Annotated in this window: 15 protein-coding genes and 4 pseudogenes; 9 read left to right on the top strand and 10 right to left on the bottom strand. The window is 58.5% G+C overall.

Translation table 11 applies throughout. The annotated features are described in order from the left end of the window. Positions 1-46 precede the first annotated feature (46 nt). The 4 genes and pseudogenes from P9272_RS27500 to P9272_RS27485 all read right to left on the bottom strand — a co-directional run. Positions 47-1,364: pseudogene (locus tag P9272_RS27500) on the bottom strand (IS66 family transposase); the annotation flags it as partial. A gap of 69 nt (positions 1,365-1,433) precedes the next feature. Further along, positions 1,434-1,786: pseudogene (gene tnpB / locus P9272_RS27495) on the bottom strand (IS66 family insertion sequence element accessory protein TnpB). Then, positions 1,783-2,217: a transposase gene (locus tag P9272_RS27490; protein ID WP_063169336.1), complete on the bottom strand. Its 435-nt coding sequence runs from the start codon at positions 2,215-2,217 to the stop codon at positions 1,783-1,785. The pseudogene tnpB and the gene P9272_RS27490 overlap by 4 nt, the downstream one beginning before the upstream one ends. 365 nt (positions 2,218-2,582) lie before the next feature. After that, positions 2,583-3,787, bottom strand: a pseudogene (locus P9272_RS27485) (IS110 family transposase). A gap of 209 nt (positions 3,788-3,996) precedes the next feature. Between P9272_RS27485 and P9272_RS27480 the strand changes: the two are divergent. Further along, a complete protein-coding gene (locus P9272_RS27480) occupies positions 3,997-4,236 on the top strand; it encodes an IS110 family transposase (RefSeq protein WP_063169335.1) in 240 nt (79 codons plus the stop codon). Positions 4,237-4,284: 48 nt separating this feature from the next. On the opposite strand, the pseudogene P9272_RS27475 reads toward P9272_RS27480, so the two are convergent. The 3 genes and pseudogenes from P9272_RS27475 to P9272_RS27465 form a co-directional block, all read right to left on the bottom strand. Beyond that, positions 4,285-4,565 (bottom strand): annotated as a pseudogene (locus P9272_RS27475) (integrase core domain-containing protein); the annotation flags it as partial. A gap of 188 nt (positions 4,566-4,753) precedes the next feature. Further along, the gene (locus P9272_RS27470) at positions 4,754-5,761 is read right to left on the bottom strand and encodes an ATP-grasp domain-containing protein (protein WP_063169333.1); all 1,008 of its coding nucleotides are present in this window, start codon (positions 5,759-5,761) and stop codon (positions 4,754-4,756) included. 771 nt (positions 5,762-6,532) lie between these two features. Beyond that, positions 6,533-6,862, bottom strand: a complete 330-nt coding sequence (locus P9272_RS27465) for an ATP-binding protein (RefSeq protein ID WP_272482847.1) — start codon at positions 6,860-6,862, stop codon at positions 6,533-6,535. 2 nt (positions 6,863-6,864) lie between these two features. On the opposite strand from P9272_RS27465, the gene P9272_RS27460 reads away from it, so the two are divergent. Then, entirely contained in the window at positions 6,865-7,170 is a 306-nt protein-coding gene (locus P9272_RS27460) for a hypothetical protein (RefSeq protein ID WP_164548505.1), read from the top strand. Positions 7,171-7,978: 808 nt separating this feature from the next. Here P9272_RS27460 and P9272_RS27455 read toward each other — a convergent pair. The 3 genes from P9272_RS27455 to P9272_RS27445 form a co-directional block, all read right to left on the bottom strand. Further along, positions 7,979-9,412 (bottom strand): amidase, encoded by a 1,434-nt coding sequence (locus P9272_RS27455; RefSeq protein ID WP_063169332.1) that lies wholly within the window; start codon positions 9,410-9,412, stop codon positions 7,979-7,981. A gap of 79 nt (positions 9,413-9,491) precedes the next feature. Continuing rightward, on the bottom strand, positions 9,492-10,679 hold the full coding sequence (locus P9272_RS27450; protein WP_063169331.1) for a M20 aminoacylase family protein: 1,188 nt from the start codon (positions 10,677-10,679) through the stop codon (positions 9,492-9,494). A 409-nt stretch (positions 10,680-11,088) separates the two neighbouring features. Further along, positions 11,089-11,556: an Lrp/AsnC family transcriptional regulator gene (locus tag P9272_RS27445; RefSeq protein WP_063169330.1), complete on the bottom strand. Its 468-nt coding sequence runs from the start codon at positions 11,554-11,556 to the stop codon at positions 11,089-11,091. Between the two features lie 844 nt (positions 11,557-12,400). On the opposite strand from P9272_RS27445, the gene P9272_RS27440 reads away from it, so the two are divergent. The 7 genes from P9272_RS27440 to P9272_RS27410 all read left to right on the top strand — a co-directional run bounded on the left by P9272_RS27440 (position 12,401) and on the right by P9272_RS27410 (position 22,189). Then, positions 12,401-13,579, top strand: a complete 1,179-nt coding sequence (locus tag P9272_RS27440) for an aminotransferase class V-fold PLP-dependent enzyme (protein WP_063169329.1) — start codon at positions 12,401-12,403, stop codon at positions 13,577-13,579. Positions 13,580-13,615: 36 nt separating this feature from the next. After that, positions 13,616-14,764, top strand: coding sequence for a M20 family metallopeptidase (locus P9272_RS27435; RefSeq protein ID WP_063169328.1), 1,149 nt, complete (start codon positions 13,616-13,618; stop codon positions 14,762-14,764). Between the two features lie 401 nt (positions 14,765-15,165). Continuing rightward, entirely contained in the window at positions 15,166-16,344 is a 1,179-nt protein-coding gene (locus P9272_RS27430) for a Xaa-Pro peptidase family protein (protein WP_063169327.1), read from the top strand. A gap of 973 nt (positions 16,345-17,317) precedes the next feature. Beyond that, positions 17,318-18,796 (top strand): NAD-dependent succinate-semialdehyde dehydrogenase, encoded by a 1,479-nt coding sequence (locus P9272_RS27425; protein ID WP_063169326.1) that lies wholly within the window; start codon positions 17,318-17,320, stop codon positions 18,794-18,796. 13 nt (positions 18,797-18,809) lie between these two features. Further along, positions 18,810-20,213: an aspartate aminotransferase family protein gene (locus tag P9272_RS27420; RefSeq protein ID WP_063169325.1), complete on the top strand. Its 1,404-nt coding sequence runs from the start codon at positions 18,810-18,812 to the stop codon at positions 20,211-20,213. A gap of 145 nt (positions 20,214-20,358) precedes the next feature. After that, positions 20,359-21,252: a polysaccharide deacetylase gene (locus P9272_RS27415; RefSeq protein WP_224570030.1), complete on the top strand. Its 894-nt coding sequence runs from the start codon at positions 20,359-20,361 to the stop codon at positions 21,250-21,252. Between the two features lie 739 nt (positions 21,253-21,991). Beyond that, entirely contained in the window at positions 21,992-22,189 is a 198-nt protein-coding gene (locus tag P9272_RS27410; RefSeq protein ID WP_063169323.1) for an SDR family oxidoreductase, read from the top strand. Positions 22,190-22,197 lie beyond the last annotated feature (8 nt).

Raw genomic sequence — 22,197 nt, 5'->3', positions numbered from 1 at the left:
TGCGCACGGGACTTCGACCTCCTGCCCAACATGGGCAGAATGACCCCGAGATTGCGATCGGACGGATCGAGCGTTCGACGGTGTTGCTGTCGATCTCGATGCGGCCGTCGTCAAGGAAGTGCGAGAGGCCTTCCCAGCGTGAGAGCGTGTAGCGGATTGCCTCTGCGAGCTTGGTCTTCTGACTGATCAGGCCGAGCTTCTCACGCAGCCAGGGTTCGAGATCGGCGACGATGGCGCGGCTTTTGTCCTGACGCATCGCGCGGCGCTCGTTGGCCGATCGGCCACGGATGTCATCCTCGATCTTGTAGAGTTCGGCGATCCGTCTCAGCGCGTCACTGGCGATCGGCGCGGGACCGGCTGCTGCCAGTTCATAAAAGCGCCGACGGACATGCGCCCAGCAGAAGGCGAGCGTGACGCCGCTTTTGTCGGCCAGCACGCGATAGCCGCCATAGCCGTCGACCTGCAAGATTCCGGTGAAGCCTGCGAGATGAGCGATCGGACGCTCGGCCTTTCGGTCCGGCGCATAGACATAGGCGACGCCCGGCGGGTCGCTCCCCTCCCATCGTCGGTCATCGCGGGCATAGGCCCAGAGTTGACCTGTCTTAGTCTTGCCGCGGCCGGGATCGAGCACCGGCGCGGTCGTCTCGTCGGCGAAGAGTTTTGCCGAGGACTTCAGCTTGCCAAGCAGCCGCTCATGCACCGGACGCAGGTGCCAGGCGGCGCGGCCGACCCAGTCGGCGAGCGTAGAGCGATCGAGATTGATACCCTGCCGGGCGTAGATTTGCGCCTGACGATAGAGCGGAAGGTGATCGGCATATTTTGAGACCAGCACCTGGGCGACCGTTGCCTCGGTCGGAAGACCACCCTCGATCAGCCGGGCCGGCGCCGGAAGCCTGAACCACGACGTCCTCGCAGGCGCGGCAGGCATATTTGGGCCGGCGCACGACGATTACACGCAGCTGCGCCGGAACGATGTCGAGCCGCTCGCTCACGTCCTCGCCGATCCGATGCAAGCCATTGCGGCAGCATGGGCAGGCATGGTCCTCGATGTCGACGACCATCTCCACGCGCGGCAGATGGGGTGGCAGCGCGCCCCGGTTGGCCCGGCGCCTCGTGGCCTTTGCTTGCCGCTCGGCGGGAGCAGATTGCTCCTTCTCTTCCTCACCGGCGGCCTCGATCTGCTCCGCCTCTTCGAGCCCCAGCAGCAATTGATCCTCGGGGAGCGTCTCGGCACGCCGGCCGAAGCGGTGACGCTGCAATTCCTTGATGATCTGAATCAGACGGGCATTCTCGACGTCGTGCGCCAGGACCATCGCCTTCAGCGCGTCCGGATCGTCGGGAAGCTGGTCAGCCGTCATCGCCATGAACGGATCAGACCATATTCGCCGACAGCCCGCGACAGCGGAATCTAGGCTGATTCACTTCGTCGCGGGTCAGCCCGCCTGGGCTGGCACGCGGGTCCGGCGCGCCTCATGGACTCGCCGCCAGTCGAGACCTTCGAGTAGCGCCGAGAGCTGCGCGGCCGTCAGCCGCATCATGCCGTCATGCACTTTCGGCCAGCGGAACTCCCCATCCTCCAAACGCTTAGCAGGCAAACCCCGGTGCCATCCCAGAAGATCAGCTTGATCCGGTCAGTCCGCTTCGCCCGGAAGACGTAGACGGCCCCGCTGAACGGATCGGCCCCCATTGTCTCTCGCACCAGCGCCGCCAATCCCTCCGCACCCTTGCGGAAGTCGACGGGCTTCGTCGCCACCATGACCTTGACCGCACCCGTCGGCCCGATCACGACGTCGCCTTCAGCGCGCGGATCACTGCGGCCACCGTCTTGGTATCGGCGCCCCGGCCGACGCGCATCGCGATGCCGTCGATCTCAAGCTCGATCATGCCGGCATCTCGGGTGGCTTGCCGTTTCCGCTGCTTCGGTGAACGGCTGGCTGCAGGTTCCGCCGCCGCCACAACCGCCGGCACAAAGGCAGGAGAATCTTGCTGCACCGAAGCGGCCTGTTTGCGCGCTTCGCGGCGCCAGGCGAAGACCTGCTGCGGCCTGAGACCATAACGGCGGGCGACCTCGGAAATGATCGCATTCGGCTCCAGCGTCTCTGCGATGATCCGCGCCTTGTCATCCACCGACCAGTGACGCCGACCGCCGGCACCGTTGATCACCTCGAAACGCCGAAGCTGCCGCTCCGGGTCAAGCGTAAGGTCAAGTCCAGACACAAGCCGATCTCCGATCCCAATACAGGATCGGCAACCTCACAGATCGCGACCACTCCCGAAAGGTGGTCCGGAAACACCGCTCTGATGTCCGCTGTCAAGGTTTGGAACGCATGAGGTCGCCCGATCCGAGGAACGGCTGCTCATTCTGATGATCGCGCATGGGTGGGGAGGCGGAACTGAAGGACGTCGGTGATCAAGCTCTGATGCGCGGGTTGGCTACCGCATTCCCGATTGTGCGTCCGGGGCTGTTCCTATCTTACTGCGGGCGTCGGTCGATTTGCCGGCCACAAAGCGTCTGACGGGCATTCCCCTGCCGTGGTCCCGCCTCCGCCCATGCGCGATATGTGCGCCATCGCGGCGAGCGATCAGGTGACGCGCGCCTCCCTTGCGACTGCCCACATAAAGCCGACCAGTTCACGGGCGATCGCGGTGCAGACGACCGTTGTCCGTTTGCCCCGAGCGCTCAGCATGCGGTAGCGGGCTGTCAGGCGGGACTGCGCCTTCCAGGCGATCTCACGCACCTTCGGTGACGCCTGCTCCAACCGGTATAGCTTCGCCTTCCCGACCTTGGGCGGATGTCGATAGGTCCAGGCGCTCTCGACCAACATGTGGCGAACCCGACCGTTGCCTGCCTTTGTGATGCCGCCGCGCCGGACTGTCTCCCCGGTTGAGCGCTCGCCGGGGACCCGACCGAGATATCCCATGAGCTGGCGTGGGCTTTCGAACCGGCTGGCGTCGCCGACTTCGGTGACGAACGTCACGGCGACAATTAGGTCTACCCCACGCAATGTCTGAAGCGCCCACACGATCGGTGCCAGCGACCAGGCCGGGACGAACTCTTCGATCACACGCTCCAGCCGCTCGACCCGCTCTTTCGAGACGCGCACCGCCTCGACCATCTCCTGGAGTGCGATCTGATGCGCGGGATGATCGAACCTTGTTCCTGAAGCCAGCGTAGATAGCGCATCGTCCAGCTCTTCTTTCGCGGATAGCTACGGCCGTGCTTGAGCATGAATGCGCTCACCTGCTGGCGATGGACCCGCAGCGTCTCGACCGCGCCCGCCCGCGCGCGAACAAGATCCCGTATGGACTCGTGCCCTTCATCGGGAACCCACACCGCGGTCAGCTCGCCGGCGCGCAATAGTCGGGCAAGGGAAATGGCGTCTCGACGGTTCGTCTTCACCCGATCGCCGGGCTTCCTTGGTATCAATGATGGTGCAACCACGGTGCACTCGTGCCCGAGCGACCGGATCAGGCGATAAAGGCCGTACCCGGTCGGCCCAGCCTCATAGCAGAAATGCACGTAATCAAAGCGGCTGGCGATCCGGCCTATGACCCGCCGCATGCTGGTCGCCGACGCGTCGACCTCACCGAAGAACCGAACCTCTCCTTCCCGGCCTGCCTCCGCAATCGCAATAGCGTTCTTAAGCTTCGCAACATCGATTCCGACAAATGCTTCTCTATAATCCGCCACGGCTCGTCCTCCTGTGGTGAGGATCGGCTCGGCCCGTCCGAGCAACCCTCGGACGCGCAGTGTAGGGCGAGCCACCTCATCGGCAGAGGCGGACATACGGTCTTACTGTCAAGACGCTGACGACCCAGAATCGCCGGGCGCTGCTGACGGCCCTCAAGTCGCTTCAGGAAAAGGCCATCGCCATCGAGAACGACATCCGTGGCCTGTTTCGTAACTTCGGTCTCAAAGTTGGCATTGTCGACGGCCGGCAAATTCGCGGATCGCATCCGGGACCCTTCCGGTGACATTCCGGAACTCGAGACATCATGGAGACGTTGCTCACCGCCCGTCGGAAACTTTGCGAGCAGTTCACGGTGCTACACGAAAGACTGTTGTCGATCGTGAGGGGTGACACGGTTTGCAGGCGGTTGATGACCGTGCTGGGCGTCGGCCCTATCGTTGCACTGGGTTTCAACGCCACGGTCGATATTCCTGCCCCCTTCAGGAATTCGAAGGACGTGGGGCCGTATCTCGGTTTGACGCCGCGGTTACATCAATCAGGCTAGGATAATCGCGTCGGCAGGTCAGCCTAGGAAGCTTGAATGGGATTGACTTCAACACGCCGAATAGACAAGTCCAGGCATTTGGTGGAGCGGATTGAGAGTGAAGCGCTCGGGCTGGGAAGCCCATGCCTTGCAGATGAACTCGTAGGGTGAGACCTTTGAGGGCCTTCAGCCTGCGGCCGAAATTTGTAGGCCGCAACAAAGTCGGCAAGATGCCGACGCAGTTGGTCATGATCGTCGTAGTGGAAACGCTTGCCCGTCGCGTCCTTGATGGTGCGGTTCATTCGCTCGACCTAGCCGGTGGTCCAAGTATGCTTTGGCTTCGTGGTTCGAAGCACAGCGCGACGATGCGGCCCCCGAACGTGCTTGCGGGCTTCCTGGCGCCGCGACGAGCGCTTGCAGGCGCTGACGGTCGCTGGCCAAAACGGTGAAGGGGGATGCTATTGCGCATGCATCTAACTCGCACGCCAAACCGCAAAACGGAATCCCGAAATCGGACTCTTTTGATCCGATCAATCCACTATGAGACGCCGATTCCGAAATAGCGGGTGTGGGCGACATTGAGGATGCGATTGATCAAGCTTACGAAGCTGTGTCCGCCGGCCGTTGCAGCTGTGCCATAACTGGAGTGTATACCAAGGGCCGGCACCGAGTTCATCTCTAGGACAAACGGTTGGCCTGAGCGATCGATCCGGAAATCGACGCGGGCATAGTCCCGGCAGTGGCAGGCACGGAAGGTCGCAACCGAAATATCCCGTAACATCGTCTCAAGCCCGCTCTCGATTTTCGCCGGGCAAATCTTGGGCACCGCTGCGGCCGCCACGTACTTCGCATCCCAATTCATAACACGCGTTTCGCGGTCACCGAAGTCCTGCTCCACTAGAGGCAAAACTTCGGGCTCCCCGTTTCCGAGCAACGCAACGCAGATTTCCCGCCCCTCGATGTATTCCTCCACTAGCGCATCCTGAGCATGCTGCGTGACGATCACTTCGACGGCCTGCCGCAACTTAGAGTGTTCATGTATGATCTGCAATCCGAAGCTGCAGTCCTCCTCCCGCGGCTTCACTACCACTGGGAATCTCAGGTCGCCGGTGTTCTCGGTGCCGCGACGCATCACGCGAAAGTTCGGAGTCGGCACGCCCTGATCGCGGATGAGCATTTTGGTAATGACTTTGTCTCCCGTCAGCCCAATCCCGAAGGGGCTACATCCAGTGTATGGAACACCGGCCATCTCAAGCATGGCAGGAACATGAGTGTAACGCTTTTCGCCCTGAATTCCCTCCGCCAAGTTGAAGACCATTCCCGAGGGGCGACCTTGCGGATCAGGTGGCATGAACCGCTCGAGACTGGCGAGCAGTCCTTTATCGCCTTCACACACTACCGTCTCGTGGCCGCCCTCTTGAAGTGCCGCCACCACATCTTCCAACGTGCCGCTATGCGGCCAAGGCTGCGGCGGCTGCGGACAAGGCTGACCGAACCGGTTAATCACACCGTTGAAATCACTGTTCGTTACGATGGCTACTCGCATGAGCTATCTCCTTTGACGTTTGTCTGCTGTCACGAAACCAATGAAAACTGGATGGAGGCCAACCGCTATATCAACATTGACGACCTGCACGAGTACAAGAGGCTCGAAGCACCATGGCTGACCCTTTTCACAACCCCCTCCACAAACATAGGTCCACCACCCGGTTCCCTCTCCGGTTCCCGACCCTTTCCGCTGGCGGTGCTCTTTTTGCCCAAGTAGCTCGAAAGACGGCGAGTTGGGTTGCGGTACCATCAATAAAGCCTTATGCAGGGTTTATGCCAAAACAGATGATAACCGGCGGATGAGAGCGCTCCGACGCGAAATGATCGCTTCAAAAACCGTGCCAACCTCGCAAAATGCACGTCGGCCAGTGCTTTGAGTTTGATATCAAACTTACGGTCATATCAGGTACTAAACTGGCCCGCACAACCACTATGTCGCAGGCGCGACAAAATCCGACAGAGATCGTATCCCAGGGGACGAGCGGCGACCCATCCGCAGTCTTTTGACGCTCGCCGGTCCCTTACATCGAGCCCTGGCGTCCAGAATTGAAGTTGGGCGAAGGCGATCCGCATAATCGTATGCCCGGCCTGGCCGGCTTCAACGTGCGAGCGCTGCAGCAGTTTCAACAATGATGGCGAGTCGGCATAAATCTTCTTGAGAGGCTGGCGCTTAATCCCGGAACAAACGCGGCAATCAGCACTTCGCCTTGCTCATTTCGATGACGGCCATAGTGTTATTGCGCGCTTCAAAAGCTGGACAGCGATTCCGCTAATTCCCGGACAGCGTTTTCACAAAAGTCCGACAGTTCGTCGAGGTTGGTCCTCGGCAGCCTGGTTGCTGTAGGGCTGATTGATTTCGGTGTTCTCGGAGTCGGTCAAGAGGGCCGAGGCTTTTTTCTTCGGATGCTCTCGCCCTGAAGGGCGATGCGGTGTGCATTGTGCACGAGCGGTCGTGTATAGCGTCGGCGACCGTGCTGTCGTTAATAAGGTCGTGCCAGCTTGCCACGGGGACCTGGGCGGTGATCAGGGTGGATTTTCTCTGATAGCGCTCCTCGACGATTTTCGAAGAGGTGGAAGCGCTGCTGATCGGAGAGAGCATGGTTGCCGAAGTCGTCGTGGATGAGCCAAGTGGACACGGGTGAGCTTGTCGATGAGGCGGGGAAAGGAACCATCGATGCGTCGCTCTCGAACAGGATAACAGTGCGGCTTCGGAAAAGTCCGGACAGGCTTTCCGGTAATCTCAATGATGAGATCCGCGCCCGCCGTTCCAAAAAAAGGTTCGGCACGAAGCCCGCATTTTTTGCACTGGGCTTACGGCGTGCTGATCCACTGTTTCGTCATTACTATTCCCGAGCCTTGCAACCGAGCCGGAAGCGTCAGGCGAATGCAGGATTCCTGCGCTCGTAGAGCGTCCCAGCTTGGTCAGCACAACCTGACGATACGCGCCATCTTGGCGGCAAAGGCATTTGACGCAGCTGAATTGTCACGATCAGACGGCAGTTGGATCCTCATTGGATGGCCAGTGTTGCAAAAATCACAGGCTGGAGATCGGACTTGCGCCCTGGTGAATTTCCGCCACCGCATCGGGGTCGGTCTTCAACCCGGCAACTTCGACTTCCCAATTATAATAGAGACCGCGGCCGGGGCTTTGGCGGAGAGGGTCAGTCCTGGCGATGCCTCTCTCGAGCCGGCCTACATTGCAGCTGCCAGGCGGTTGGTTGAGCGCGGAGCCGTCGCGATAACCAGGGACTGCGGCTTCAGTATCTGGTGCCAGGCTGCACTGGCCACGTCTGTCAAACTTCCCGTGGCCATGTCGAGCCTGCTACTGGCGCCCACGCTCCTCCGGCAGCTTCCGGCCGGCGCAAAGCTCGCCGTCTGGCCGCAGACTCAAGACACTGCGGCGAAGAGCTGCTGGGCATGGATTCATCCGCAGGGGCAAGAGTAGCCATCGGCGGCATCGAAGGTAATACGCGGCCGGCTAGTGTTACCGAAATGGAGTCCCCGGGTTGCAGTCTGTGTCGCGACTTCGCGCCGCACATCCCAAGATTGACGCACTCCTATTTGAATGTACATTGTCCCCGATGGTGACGTCAGCAATCCGTCGTAGGACAGGACTGCCCATCTATGACGCCGCGCCCCTTTATCGAATGACATTCGCGTCCGTGGCTTGACCGCTTGGAGGCCGTCAGGTGCTTGAGCGCGGCAGTCTCAAGTTTTAAGGGGTGGCAGCGTGGAATCTGCTCCTCGCGAAAGAAGGAAGCCCCAGGCGACTTTCGATCGTATATGCCGCGGCTAGGACGGAGGTGTCGGAATAGCGCGCGCCGACCAGTTGTAGCCCGACGGGCAGCCCTTGATCATCCAGGCCCGATGGAATCGATGCTGCTGGTTGCTGGGTCAAGTTGAAAGGGTAGGTGAAGGGCGTCCAGTCCACCCACCCCTTGTAACTATCATCCGGCACATTTCGCCCGACGGGGAACGGCGCGATAGGCATCGTCGGTGTGACCAAGAGATCGTAATTTTCGTGGAACTTCGCCATCAGAGCGGAGAGCTCGAACCGCATCGCCTCAGCTTCCTGAAATTCGGTAAGGGTGATCTTCAGCCCGCGTTCGGCACCTTCCAGAAAGCCAGGATCTAGTAATTGTCTTTGCTGTTTGTTCATTCGTGACACAATACGGGCGGCGCCAGCGAACCAGAATGTAGAAAACACCTCCACCGGATCCGCAAATCCCGGATTGACTTCGGCCACCTCGGCCCCAAGAGCTCGAAGCTGGTCGATCGCATTATCGGTAACGTTTTGGATATCTCGCGCCACCTTGACATAGCCGAGGTTCCGACTGTAGCCGATCCGCAGGCCCCTGATGGTGGTCTTTGCTGGATCGGGGTCGAGACCTAGGTACGCCGGACCCGCATAGCCATCGCGAGCGTCCTTTCGTGCAATCACATTCATCATCAGGATCGCATCCGCAACGGTGCGGGTCACCGGCCCCAAATGAGACAGCGTTGTCATGGCGCTAGCTGGCCATTGCGGAACGATGCCGAAGGTTGGCTTGAAGCCGAAGGTCCCCGTGAAGCTCGCCGGTATCCGGATTGATCCCCCGCCGTCGCTACCCTGATGAAGAAAGCCAAGGTTGAGCGCAGCCGCAACTGCCGCCCCTCCCGACGACCCGCCTGGTGTCAGGTCAGGATTCCAGGGATTGCGGGTGATCCCGTAGACCGGGCTGTCTGTTACCCCTTTCCAGCCAAATTCTGGAGTGGTTGTCTTGCCCAGGATAACGCCACCGGTCTCACGGATACGGGCTGGAACAGGGGCGTCTTCAGTCCAGGGTCCCTCGGTGCTGCCGGACAATGAGCCACGTCTTGTCGGCCAGCCTCGTGTCAAGGTGAGGTCTTTGATGGTGGCCGGAATGCCATCTAGTACTCCGGCTGGTTCCCCCTTCATCCATCGACCCTCCGAGGCCCGGGCAGCAGACCTGGCCCCTTCGTGGTCGACGAGGCAAAATGCGTTCAGCGCCGGGTTGTTGGCGTCGATGCGGCTGAGACAGTCATCGACGACTTCAACAGGCGAGAGCTGCCGCCTTCGGTAGAGTTCCAGGCATTCGCACGCCGACAGACCCTCAAGAGATGTTGGCACGGATGAACGAGTTTTCATTTTACGAGGTCCGCTACATTCAAGCCTGGCATAAGACGGCAGTTATTCATTCGTTCTGCGGCCCTTGTCAGACCGATCATCAAGACGTCGGACGGGATCCCAACGTGTTCTCTACGAGCTTGATCCAGTACGATGTTCCATAAGGAATCGCCTCGTCGTTGAAATTGTAGGCAGGGTGATGCAGGCCGGCGCTGTCACCGTTCCCGCACCAGACGAAAGCACCCGGCCGCGCCTGCGCCAGGAAGGAGAAATCTTCCCCCCCCATTACCGGTGGCGTCTCGAGCACATTGTTTTCACCGGCCACGCCCTTGGCCGCGCTTCTCGCAAGGTCGGTCTGCTGGACCTCATTGAAGAGAATTGCGTCGAAGCTCTGAAATTTAATATCTATCTTCGCGCCGGTTATCTGGGCGATGCCGGCGACCACTTCGCCCACCCGCTCCTTCACGAACTTGCGCACCTCCGGCTTTAGCGTCCGCATGGTGCCCACCAACTCCGCTGTTTGCGGAACGACGGGGACTAGTCTCTGCCCGGACTGGAACTGGTGGAACGAAATTCCTGCCGAGTCGACAGGGTCAATGTTCTGAGCCAGGATATGCTGCAGGGCCGTCACAAGCTGAGCGCCGACCAGAATCGGATCGATGCATTCATGAGGCCTTCCAGGGTGCCCCCCTCGCCCTTCAATGCTAATTTCTATGCTATCAGTTGCCGCCATCACTGGACCTTGCCGGATTCCGAAGACACCTACCGGCAAGCCCGGACGATTGTGCATTCCGTAGATGTGCTCGATGCCGAACCGCTCCATCAAACCGTCATCTAGCATGGCAACGGCGCCGGTACCGATCTCCTCGGCAGGTTGGAAGATCATGACCGCCGTTCCAGCGAAATTCCGAGTATCGGCAAGATAGCGCGCGGCACCCAACAGCATCGCGGTGTGGCCGTCATGCCCACACGCATGCATCAAGCCCTTGTTCTTGGACGCATAGGGCAGATCGGTCGCTTCGTTGATCGGCAGCGCATCCATGTCAGCGCGCAATCCGATAACCTTTGGGTTACCGTCGCTCACGACGCCGTTGCCCTTGATGACGCCAACGACGCCGGTTTTGCCGATGCCGGTCGCGACGGCGTCGCAGCCGAATTCGCGCAGGCGCTCGGCGACAAATGCCGAAGTACGGGGGATGTCGAAGCCCAGTTCGGGATGTGCATGGATGTCCCGGCGCCAAGCCACTATCTCGGGGAGAAACTCTGCGACGCTATTGAGAATTGCCACGGGGACTTTCCTTTCTTGCCGGTTGCAGGCGAATTTCACGCTTTGTCCTTGCGAGAGCCGGGAGACCCGTTTCCGCGCTGCCGGGAGCACAGCATCCTCTGTGCGACGTAGGCACCCCAGCTATTCCGCCGACTGAAGCCGCTCCAATTAGCCGGGGACCGACAATCCTGAATTCCGCTCCGCCCAGAATGTAGCAAGTGCCAAAGAGCTTGGTTGCGCGAAGGGCGCCTTGGTCCCGCAGAATATCATCGTTTTTTGGTCATTGGCGCATAACACCTGCAGGCTGAGAGGAGGTGCCCTGGTATATATGCGGGACCATTCAAAATAGGACAGCCGACATTCAGAAGTGCGGGACAACTGCGACCCGCGGAAGGCGCGTGGTGGTTGCCTGGGCGGGCTCTTTTGAAGGCTACTCTTCAGCAATTGGCAGAGCAAACGACGCCTTGATCCGATCCATTACAACGATTGTCTTGAACCCCTTTACTTCAAGATGTTCGTAAAAAAAACGACGGGTAAACGCCTCGTACTCGGCCATGTCCTGAGCAGAGACCGTAATAATAAAATCCGCTTCACCCGTAACGTAGTAAGCGTTCATGATCTCAGGCGTCCGCCGAATTGCCTGCTTGAAACGATCGATGATATCGGCGCGATCGCGCTCGAGAGTGATGGATACCAGCAGGAGCAGGGGCCGACCGACGGCTTCCGGTGAAACTATGGCAACGTCCGCTTCGATGACGCCAGCGTCTCGAAGTCGCTTTAATCTCCGCTGACAAGCGGTAGCCGATAGTCCGGCAAGTTCGCCCAATTCCTCTGTCGTAAGGCGATTGTTGCGCTGCACGACGTTGAGAATCTTCCGGTCAATTCGATCCAGATCCATTCACAATCTCTGCTCATGATGATATCGGCCAATGCCAAGGCCGCCAGTCCGTACGTCCAAAATGTAGCAAGTGCCAAACGCCCTCTCGGCGCTAAAGTCGGTCCAAGTCGCAGAAAATCGGCGTTTCTTTCGCCATCTGCGCACAATACCGGCATAGTATAACTATCTGAGGGGTGCCGCTGAATCGATGGGCGTTGCTGGTGAGCAGTTGCGGGCCAGCGCAAGAACGGCAGATTCGATCGGGTGGGGGCGATCCCCGGTCGAAAAGATCCTACCGATCTCGTTGCTCAGGCGCAGAAAACATGAGTTGCAGCACGCTCGCATCAGTTCGAGGCAAGCGTGTTAGGGAGCGACATCACCAAGGGTGTCGGCGTTGCAGCATAAATCGGAGACCATGAGAGTCAGGCTATGAACCGGCCCCGGCTTTCGGATGCCTTACGGCCCTCGCGCGTCGGCCGCGAGTGAACTATGATCCGCATGGGTGTGGGGCTGGAGGAGAAGGTCGTCGGCTCAGTCAGGCTAACGTCGCTCCAAGCACTGGTAAGAAGCCCTATCCGCGGTCTGAGAATTACCCAAATTGATCTCTCGTGAGGCAGTTGTTGCAGCTGCATTCCGTCGAGACGCTTCAGTGATCCGCGAGAATGGCTCGCGATCTCTGCGTGAATCGCGGTTTGGCGCAGGAATGCGGCGTGGGAGACCGAATGTTAGACCAAAGTCGGCACGAGCACCGTGTAAAATGGGCAGGTCAGCGCAGACCAGTCTGGCGGCATTCTTACCCTTGCCGGAACGATCGCCTGAACAAGGTAGCTCAACCGCCGTCCGCACTCCCAGGAGAGAAAGCCATATGCTTCCCTTGGACATCCTCCGAAAGGAGTTTCCAGCCACAGCAAACGCCATCTACATGGATGTCGCGAACCAGGGCCTCATATCAAGCACAACATTGGCTTCAATCGAGCCTCATTTGAACAATCGGCTGCATGGCCTAAACGACGAAGAAAGAATGCTCGAACACGTCGAGCGTACTCGCGCTAGGTTCGCACAATTTATCAATTCAGATCACGATGAAATTGCAATTACCAAGAATGCATCGGAAGGCATCAACATCATCGCTAATGCGATCGATTGGAGAGATGGAGACAACGTCGTTCTATGCCCAAAATTGGAACACGCAAATAATATCTTGCCATGGATTCAGATCAGAGACCGCTACAATGTCGAGTTGCGAGTCGTAGAGCCGGATAACGGCTCAATTCCCCCTGATGCATTCGTAAAGGCGATTGATTCTCATACCCGCGTTGTTGCCTTGGCGACGGTGACGATGGTTCCGGGGTTTCGGACCGTCATGGAGCAGATATCCGAAGCCTGTAGGCACTACGGTGCATTTCTTTTGGCGGACGCGACGCAATCTGTTGGGATACTCCACACCGACGTCAATCGACTTGGCGTAGACGGTGTAGCAGTGTCCACTGTGAAGGGTTTGATGGGTCTTTATGGATCGGGTTTTTTATATTGCCGTAAAGAATGGGCCGATCGGCTGAGCCCGGCCTATCTTGCGCGCTTCAGCGTAGATTTCGGAAACGCGCCAGAATCAGCTCCGGTACCTAGTTTTGTAAAGTTGCGCTCTGGCGCGCCCCGCTTTGATATCGGGCATTACAACTTCCCTGGCATGTTGGCTGCATATGCATCAATGGGCCAGCTACTTGATATCGGAACCGAGGCGATCGACCAGAGCGTTACCTCACTCGCAAAACGTATGGCCACTGGTCTCTTAGATATCGGGCTTCCGGTCTGCGGCGGGCCACCAGGCGCTCACACTGGAAGTATCGTAGCCGTTGGCGATTCCAGCGATCTTGTTGAAGGGCGCCCAGTCGACGCCCGCATTCGGTCGCTTCACGAGCATTTCACGAAGAACGGGGTAATCGTCTCAATACGCAGAGGCATGCTCCGGTTTTCCCTGCATCTTTACAACACCGCCGATGAAGTCGATCGCGTAATCAATCTGGCCAAGAGCTGGTCGAAGTAAGAGCGACACGGCTAGTTCATGCACACAGGAGAGTACATGTCGACCCAGAGCGCCGAGACTATCGGACTTCTCCAAGATCTTATAAAGATCGAGAGCATCAATCCATCGCTGTCGCCAAAAGGTAGTGGAGAGCAAGGTGTAGCCAAGTTCCTCGAGGGTTTTTGCAAGGAGCGGAAGCTGGCTTACGGGATACAGGAGGTGGCCGATGGTCGCTCGAATTTCCTGACCTGGGTACCTGGGAAAGAACCCGATAGGCGTATTCTATTCATTGCTCATATGGATACCGTTCCTATCGATAGGTGGGAATCAGATCCATTCTCGGGTGAGCAACGGGACGGGCGAATATATGGGCGAGGTAGCTGCGACACAAAAGGCTCACTTGCAGCTATGTTGATTGCGCTTAGCTCACTTGGTGAACGGCAGCCCCGGGCCACGGTTGTTGTGGCAGCCAGCATTGACGAAGAGTACCGCAAACTTGGCGCCCGCGCTATAGCCGATTCCGGTGTCGCTTATGAGGGTGCGGTAGTCGGTGAACCCACCGAATTAGAGCTCGTTGTAGCTCACATGGGTTCTGTCCGCTGGCAAATCGAGGTTCAGGGTGTACCGGCTCATACGTCGAAGCCTCATCTCGGAGTGAACGCGATCACGGGCATGGCCAAGGTGGTATTGGCACTTGATGAGCACCATCGATCCCTTGTGTCTCGGGCGCAGCACCCATTGGTAGGGTCATCACAGCTGACCGTGAGCCTCATCGAAGGAGGTTTGGAACTTACCACTGTACCGCCGGTATGCCGTATCTGGGTCGATCGGCGTCTCATACCCGGGGAGCGGCCGCAGGACGCGTTGGCGGAGGTAGAAAGCATACTGGAAGGCCTTCGCCAGGGCGAAGACAAGATCAATGTTCGGTCATTGCTTCCCGCATTGGAAGACCCGCCTCCAATCAGTTCCGGGTCGAGCAAAATTGCAGCAGTCGCAGGAGCGGCTTGTGCCCACGTCGCGGGGACCGGAGAGCAGAAGGGAGCCACCGGCGGCTCGGATGCAAATCAGCTGTCATTGGCTGGGATCCCGTGTGTGATTATCGGACCCGGGCGTACTGCCCAAGCCCATACGAACAACGAGTTCGTTGAAATCGATCAACTGACCAAGGCTGCTGATTTGTACCAGAGAATCATGCTCACATATTAGGAGTGGCCGGCCTGATGGGGGTGCTCAAACCCCGTCCATTGGGCCGCGGACGCCCCGGATGCTGCATGAGCGTGGCGGCCGCAACGTCCCGATCTTCGCTGGTCTCGTCGGCGCTTCCCACGTAGATCTTGCCGCCCGTGCTTGAAATTCTGTTGCGACAGGCAGAGTGCGTCTTCACCATAGGGAGGGCATGATCTTCCACCGGAGACGCAGAGCCACCGAAAATTTGGCGCTCATATGCGGATAACGTACGGCAAGTGCCTAGGAAATGCAGATTTTCCGCGACAAGAAGAAATCCTCGGGGAAAACAGCCTCTTGTGACGTGATACGAAGAGAAAGTATGCGGACAGGACGAATGCCTGATCCGTTCGAGGAATGCCTGTTTTGAAGGACTCGACGAGATGAAATATGAGAAGCCATTTCCGCCCGAGGAGTTTCGGCGTCGTGTTCATGACGTGAAGCAGCGGATGGAGCGAGCGGGGCTGGACTTGCTGATCTGCCAGGATCCCGCGAATATGTATTGGCTTACCGGCTTTGACGGCTATTCGTTCTACGTGCCTCAGGTGGTCTTAGTGCATCTCCAGTCGGACATGCCCCTCTGGTTCGGACGTTTCGTCGATGTAAATTCCGCTTATATAACGACGGATCTGCCTAGAGAAAATATAAGCTCATTTTCCGATCATAGACTTCAACATCCAGAATTACATCCATTTGACGATCTTTGCGAGCTTATCAATTCGCGCGGCTGGGGATCTGATCGAATCGGTGTCGAGCTTAACGCCCACTTCTATACTGCCCGAGCACATCAACATCTCGTCAAAGGCCTTCCGAATGCAAAATTCTCTGATAGCCGCGAATTAGTCAATTGGGCACGGCTTATAAAATCTGACCTTGAACTAGTCTACATGAGAGAAGCGGGCCACCTTGCAACGCATACGATGCAGACGGCAATCGCTAACCTAAGGCCTGGAGTGCCGCAACATGAGGTCGTCGCGGAGGTGTACCGGGCCCAGACACGAGGGGTGGACGGTAAATATGGCGACTCTAGCGGTCCTCCTCTTATCCAGACTAGCGAACAAACGAACGCTCCGCACCTCAGTTGGACCGAGGAGCCCTTGCCGACCTCTGGCCTGGTTCTCATGGAGTTCGGCGCCACCCGACGCCGCTACTGTGCGCCGCTGTGCCGCACCGTCCACATCGGAAAGCCACCCGCAGAGGTCTCGCGTCTTGCTGAGGTTATAGTGGAAGGCGGGGATGCTGTGCTCGAGATGGCAAAGCCTGGTACCGTCGTTGAGGAGCTTAATGCGGTGTGGCAAGATATCCTCAAGCGGAACGGGTATATCAAGATAGGCCGCTCCGGCTATTCAATCGGACTCAACTTCCCGCCGGAATGGGGCGAACGCACGGTTAGTATTCGCGCGGGCGACAAGACCATCCTACAACCAGGAATGTGCTTCCATTTTCAGTCGGGGGTTAGGCTCGAAGGGTTCGGCGCCGCCATCTCTGAATCATTTATTGTAACCGAAAGGGGCGGTGAGCGATTGGCAGATGTTGATCGCCGCTTGATCGTCGTGGACTAGGTGATTTGGATGTGACCCAAATCGTTTTGCGATCTCACTGGGTCCGTTCGAAGCCGGTTGAAATTTGTTTCTGCGGCGAGCGGATGAACGGATCTAGCTTAAGGACGGCGCTGTCTGAGAGGTGCGGCATGCCCAACCTCTGGGACAGGAGAATCTCGCCTAGCACATGAGTTCTCTGCATCAGCGGAGATTAAGATCCGTAGGCCGAAATGAGCCACCTGTGACGCGAGCGCGGCGTGAACGTTGCCCCATTCTACAAATGCGCGGATGACGCAAGAGGACTTAGCTTTTGAGGAGCATTGAGGACGAGTTTACGCGCGCCTGAAGCGGGCTCTTGCCAACCCTGCGCGCCGGTGGGAACGCGAGTATGGTCCGCCCCGTCCGTGCAACACGTCGCGACATCAGCACACGTTGTTCCCGATAGATGGCTCGGCAGCGAAGCTCGCCTTTTGCCCGGGGCTCGCTTCATCCTTTTCTGCTGTTTCGTGCGACTTCACCACTTCACCAAGTGAATGTCTGGGTTATCGCGGGGACCTCAATTTCGGGACCCCAAGACCTCCTTCCGAATGAAGTCGTCCGCGATGCCATCGTGTCTGAAGCGGTCGCGGTCACCCTGCACAGTGCCGGACGAAAGTAGCCTTGCGGCGAGTTCCGTCTAAGATTCGAGGCGGTTGCGCCTGCGTCAGTGCGCCTGATCGGTGTCGGTCGAGAACTTAATGCCACGAGGCCAGATCGGGAACTCGGGATCGGGAGATCGGCGCTGGAACCAACTACTTTCCGCGCCGCCGGCGACCAGCGCGACCTTCGCTCGCGGTCGCTAAGCCTCCTGGCAAGTGAAGTTGTGAGCCGTGTCCAATTCTACGCGAATTGGCTGCTGTTTGCAGGAATGCAGCTAAAGGGGCATCAACTGCGCTGCCGATCGGCGCTGTGGCAGCAATAACCTAAAGGCATCAGCATACCATTGGAGTCTTAGATGAGGGGTACGTCAATCACGGCATTACGCAGGCTCAAACGGCCAGACCTTTTGCGTGGTGATGCGTATCTGAACGGCGCCTGGCTCTCCAAATCAGATACTCTTGCCGTGTTTGATCCTGCCAGCGGTGACGAGATCGCTCAAGTTGCGGCTTGCGCAGACGCCGACGTTGACGACGCGGTCCATTGCGCAAGAGCAGCGTTCCTCAAGTGGCGCGACATGCTTCCGTTACAGCGTGGTGCATATCTGCGGAAATGGGCGGCAGGCATGCGGGAGAGCGCCGAAGACCTGGCTGTCATCATAACGGCCGAGCAAGGAAAACCGATTGCTGAAGCCCGCGGCGAAGTTTCATACGCTGCCGGCTTTTTAGATTGGTTTGCAGGGGAAGGGGAGCGGGCTTACGGCGAAACGATTCCCAGCCATCTCCCCGCAAGCAGGCTGGCCGTGCATTTGCAGCCGATCGGGGTGACTGTCGCCATTACGCCATGGAACTTCCCAGCGGCAATGATCACCAGAAAGGCTGGAGCTGCACTGGCCGCTGGCTGCACAATGATTGTAAAGCCGGCACCCGAAACGCCACTGTCGGCCCTCGCGCTTGCCCGCCTTGCCGGGGATGCTGGCATTCCGCCCGGCGTGTTTCAGGTGATCACGGGCGAAGCTCCGCCACTTGCCAAACGGCTGTTGTTGCATACCCACGTGCGTGCGTTCTCTTTTACGGGCTCCACCGAGGTCGGCAGAATCCTTCTCGAGCAATCCGCGAAGACAGTGAAGAAAGTCTCGCTCGAACTTGGCGGCAATGCTCCTTTCATCCTTTTCGGCGATGCGCCGATCAACGCTGCGGTCGCCGGTTGCATGGCAGCCAAGTTCGCGACATCCGGTCAGGACTGTCTCGCGGCAAACCGGATTTATGTGCAGCGAGAGATTTACGAGCATTTTACGGAAAAATTTGCCGAGGCCACCAGTAAACTAAAGGTCGGGCACGGATTGGAGCCAGGTGTCGACATCGGTCCGATGACAAAGACGTCTGGTGCTGACAAATGCAGGCACCAGGTTTCTGAGGCTCTAGCAGCCGGGGCTCGAATGGTAGCAGGCGCACAGCACAATTCGCTTGGCGGGAACTTCGTCACGCCGGCCGTGCTTGCTAATGTGACCGATGACATGGTGATTGCGAAGGACGAAACGTTTGGACCTGTCGCTGCAATCCTGCCCTTCGACGACGAACGGGAGGTGGTCGCGCGAGCCAACAATTCCGAGATGGGACTTGCGGCCTACGTCTATACCCAAGATCTCAACCGAGCCATGCGGCTCTCCGACCGGCTCGAATATGGCATGGTTGCCGTGAATACTCCAAAATTTACGGGGCCGGGCATTCCGTTCGGCGGCTGGAAACAATCCGGCCTTGGTCGCGAGGGCTCAAGGCACGGTCTTATCGAATATCTCGAACCCAAATACCTCTGCATCGGCAACATCGCGGCCTGAAAGGAAGCATTCAATGACCATCAACATCAAAGAGATCACCGAAAAGGACCGCAACTCGGTCTTGCATCCTTTCACTCAGCTTAAAGATTTCGCCACTGGCAAGCTCGGCGACCCAACGATCGTGGTGACAGGGAAGGGGATCCGCATCCAGGACGCGCATGGCAACCAATTTATCGATGGCTTTGCCGGCCTATACTGCGTCAATGTCGGGTATGGCCGCACGGAAGTCGCCGATGCGATCTCGCGTCAGGCCTATCGCTTGGCGTATTACCACTCCTATGCGGCGCACACGACCGACGAGCTTGCGATCCTCTCCGATCGCCTTGTGAAGATGGCGCCGGGCAAGATGAGCAAGGTGTTCTATGGCATGTCCGGCTCGGATGCGAACGAGACCCAGGCCAAGCTTGTTTGGTACTACAACAACCTGCGTGGCAAGCCGACCAAAAAGAAGATCATCTCCCGTGAACGCGGCTATCACGGCTGCAGCGTCGTGTCGGGCTCGATGACGGGCATGAGCTTTTATCACGACCACATGGACCTGCCACTTCCGCAGATTGTTCACACGGGTGTTCCACATCATTACTGGGGCGCAACCCCGGGCGAAACCGAGCGCGAATTCTCCGCTCGCCGCGCCGCCGAGCTTGATCAGTTGATCGAGCGGCTCGGCCCGGACAACGTCGGCGCCTTCATTGGCGAGCCCGTCCTCGGCACAGGTGGTATCACGCCTCCGCCGGAAGGCTATTGGGAAGCGGTACAGACGGTCCTCAAAAAACATGATGTGCTGCTGATTGCCGATGAAGTGATCACAGGGTTCGGCCGCACCGGTTCCATGTTCGGCTCACAGCACTATGGCATCGAGCCAGACCTCATCACGATCGCTAAAGGTTTGACGTCGGCCTACTTCCCGCTTTCAGCGGCAATCGTCGGTGAGAAGGTGTATAAAGTCCTGGAGGATGGAGCCGACAAGGTCGGGGCATTCTCGCACGGCTACACCTACTCTGGTCATCCGATCGGCGCCGCCGCGGCCAACGCGGTCCTCGATATTGTCGAGAAAGAAGACCTCCCCGGCAATGCGCGTGACGTCGGCGCGTTTTTCCAGGCGCAGTTGCAGGAGAGGTTCGCGCAGTTGCCGATCGTCGGCGAAGTGCGGGGCGTCGGTCTTATGGGCGCAATCGAGTTCGTTGCCGATCGCGACAATCGGAAGCGTTTCGATCCGGCGCTCAAGGTAGGTGCGCGAATCTCGAAGGCCGCCCGTGACCGTGGTCTTATCGCTCGGGCCATGCCGCACGGGGACATTTTGGGCTTTGCTCCGCCGCTGGTTACAACCAAAGCTGAGGCGGAGGAGATTGTTGCAATCGCAGAAAGCGCCGTGCGCTCGGTTATGGATGAGCTTGTTCGCGAGAGTGAGAAAATCTGAATGAGTTGGGCCATCTTGTCGTAATCAAGGCGCAAACTCAAGCGACGGCCTGATCGGCTTGCGGGGCTGCCAGCTGAGCTGGTGCCGCGTTCCGCTCATTGAGTTTTCGGCGGAATTCAATGCAGACACTGCTCAGGAGGAACTGGTGGCCAATTCGACCGCACTCAATCCCTGGGAATGGCCTGAAAGCCATTGGCGGCGGCGCATCAACAAAGTCAGAGCGGGCAAGGCACTAAGACCAATGTGGCCCGGCGGTAAACGCTGTGCCTTCGCCATCTCGTTCGACGTCGATCATGAGTCGAACGAATTGCGCAGGGGAGGGCGATCGCTAAGCAGATTATCCTGGGGTCAGTACGGGAGCCGACGAGGGATGCCTCGGGCTTTGGAACTCTTGAGAAAGTACGACGTTCCGGCGAGTTTTTTCGTTCCCGCTGTGATCGCTCAGTTGTATCCAGACGAGCAACGCGCAGTTGTCGATGAAGGCCATGAAATTGGCATGCACGGCTGGATACACGAGCTAAACTCGGAACTGAGCGCAGAGAGCGAGCGCTCTTTAATGATGAGGAGTGCCGACACTCTTGAAAAAATCACTTCCAAACGCCCGACGGGAATTCGAACGCCTTCCTGGGATTTTTCCGACGCAACTCTACGGATCATACGTGAAACCGGATTGACATACGACTCATCCCTTATGGCCGATGATAGTTGCTATGAGCTGCTGGAAGACGAGGAACCCACGGGAGTGATTGAAATACCGGTCGAATGGATTCGAGACGATGCCACTTATCTTTGGATGAGTCCCGATGGGTCTTCACGGCCAGATTTATCAGTCGACGACGTGCTTTCTGTATTTATTCGGGAGTTCGAAGGGGCCTATCAAGATGCCGATTTATTTCAGCTGACTCTGCATCCACACGTCATTGGATATCGCTCACGGATCTGGATCGTAGAAGAATTAATTCGACGCGCCAAAGCAAAGGGTGACGTTTGGTTCGCCACACATCATCAGGTCGCCGAGCGTGCGTCCTCATGTCTCTGAAAACTCTCAGACAGGAACGCCGGTAGAGTGCGGTGTTCTTGGGGCGGCGCAAGCCGTCCTGCGCCTCGACCGTTGCGGCGGTCACCAATGGATTTGGAATGACGCGGATCATCCGCTGTCCGGTATTCGCTTTCAGAGCGGGTACAGTGGGAGTTCTTATCTTGGAGGAGGACTACAATCTTGATTGACACGACCTTTGCCGGAAAAACGGTGCTGATTACCGGCGGGTGGCGCGCTTGGCCCGGCCAGTGCCAAACTGCTGGCGGCGGGTGGAGCGGATTTGGTGTTGGCTGACCTGTCGCAAGAGGCTCTGGACCAAACTCTGGCCGCCTGTCCTGGTGCCCGTTGAGTTGTCTGCGACGTGACCGATCCGGCGATGCTGGAAGGGCTGGTCGACCTCGCCCGCGAGAGCTTTGGCCGGCCGGTTGAGGGCTTGGTCGCGGCCGCTGGCATTACGGTGCGATGAAGCGGCTGATAGACGTGAAGGGTACGAAGCCATGTTCAGCTTCAACGTCGGGGCCATTTGGCGAATCTGCAAGCTGCATCCCGCAGATGCGCGAGCTTGGCCGCGGATCGGTGGTGCTCTTCAGCTCGACTGCTGGTCTGCAGGCCTCGAAGGACGTGCCGATCTATTCGGTGACCAAGGCGGCGGTTGTGATGATGACTCGCACGCTGGCGCTGAACCACGCGGCAGAAATATCCGCGCAAACTGTGTCTGCCCCGGAACCATCGCCAGCCGTTGGCCGAGGCCGGCGTCGCCTTCGCCCGGGGAGAAGCGGCACAGGTCGAGCGCCGGACGAAGATCATCGCTGCGCATCCGATGGGCCGAATGGGGTTGCCGTCCGAGGTGGCGACAGCTGTCGGCTATCTGCTGGACGATGCGGCGGGCTTCACCATCGGCGCCGCGCTTACGGTCGACGGAGGCAGCCTTGCCTAAGCTCCGGT

The sequence above is a fragment of the Mesorhizobium sp. WSM4976 genome, from assembly GCF_029625685.1.
Classification (GTDB): domain Bacteria; phylum Pseudomonadota; class Alphaproteobacteria; order Rhizobiales; family Rhizobiaceae; genus Mesorhizobium.
Note: the sequence above shows the minus strand (reverse complement) of the source record. Positions and strands in the feature narration are given on the sequence as shown.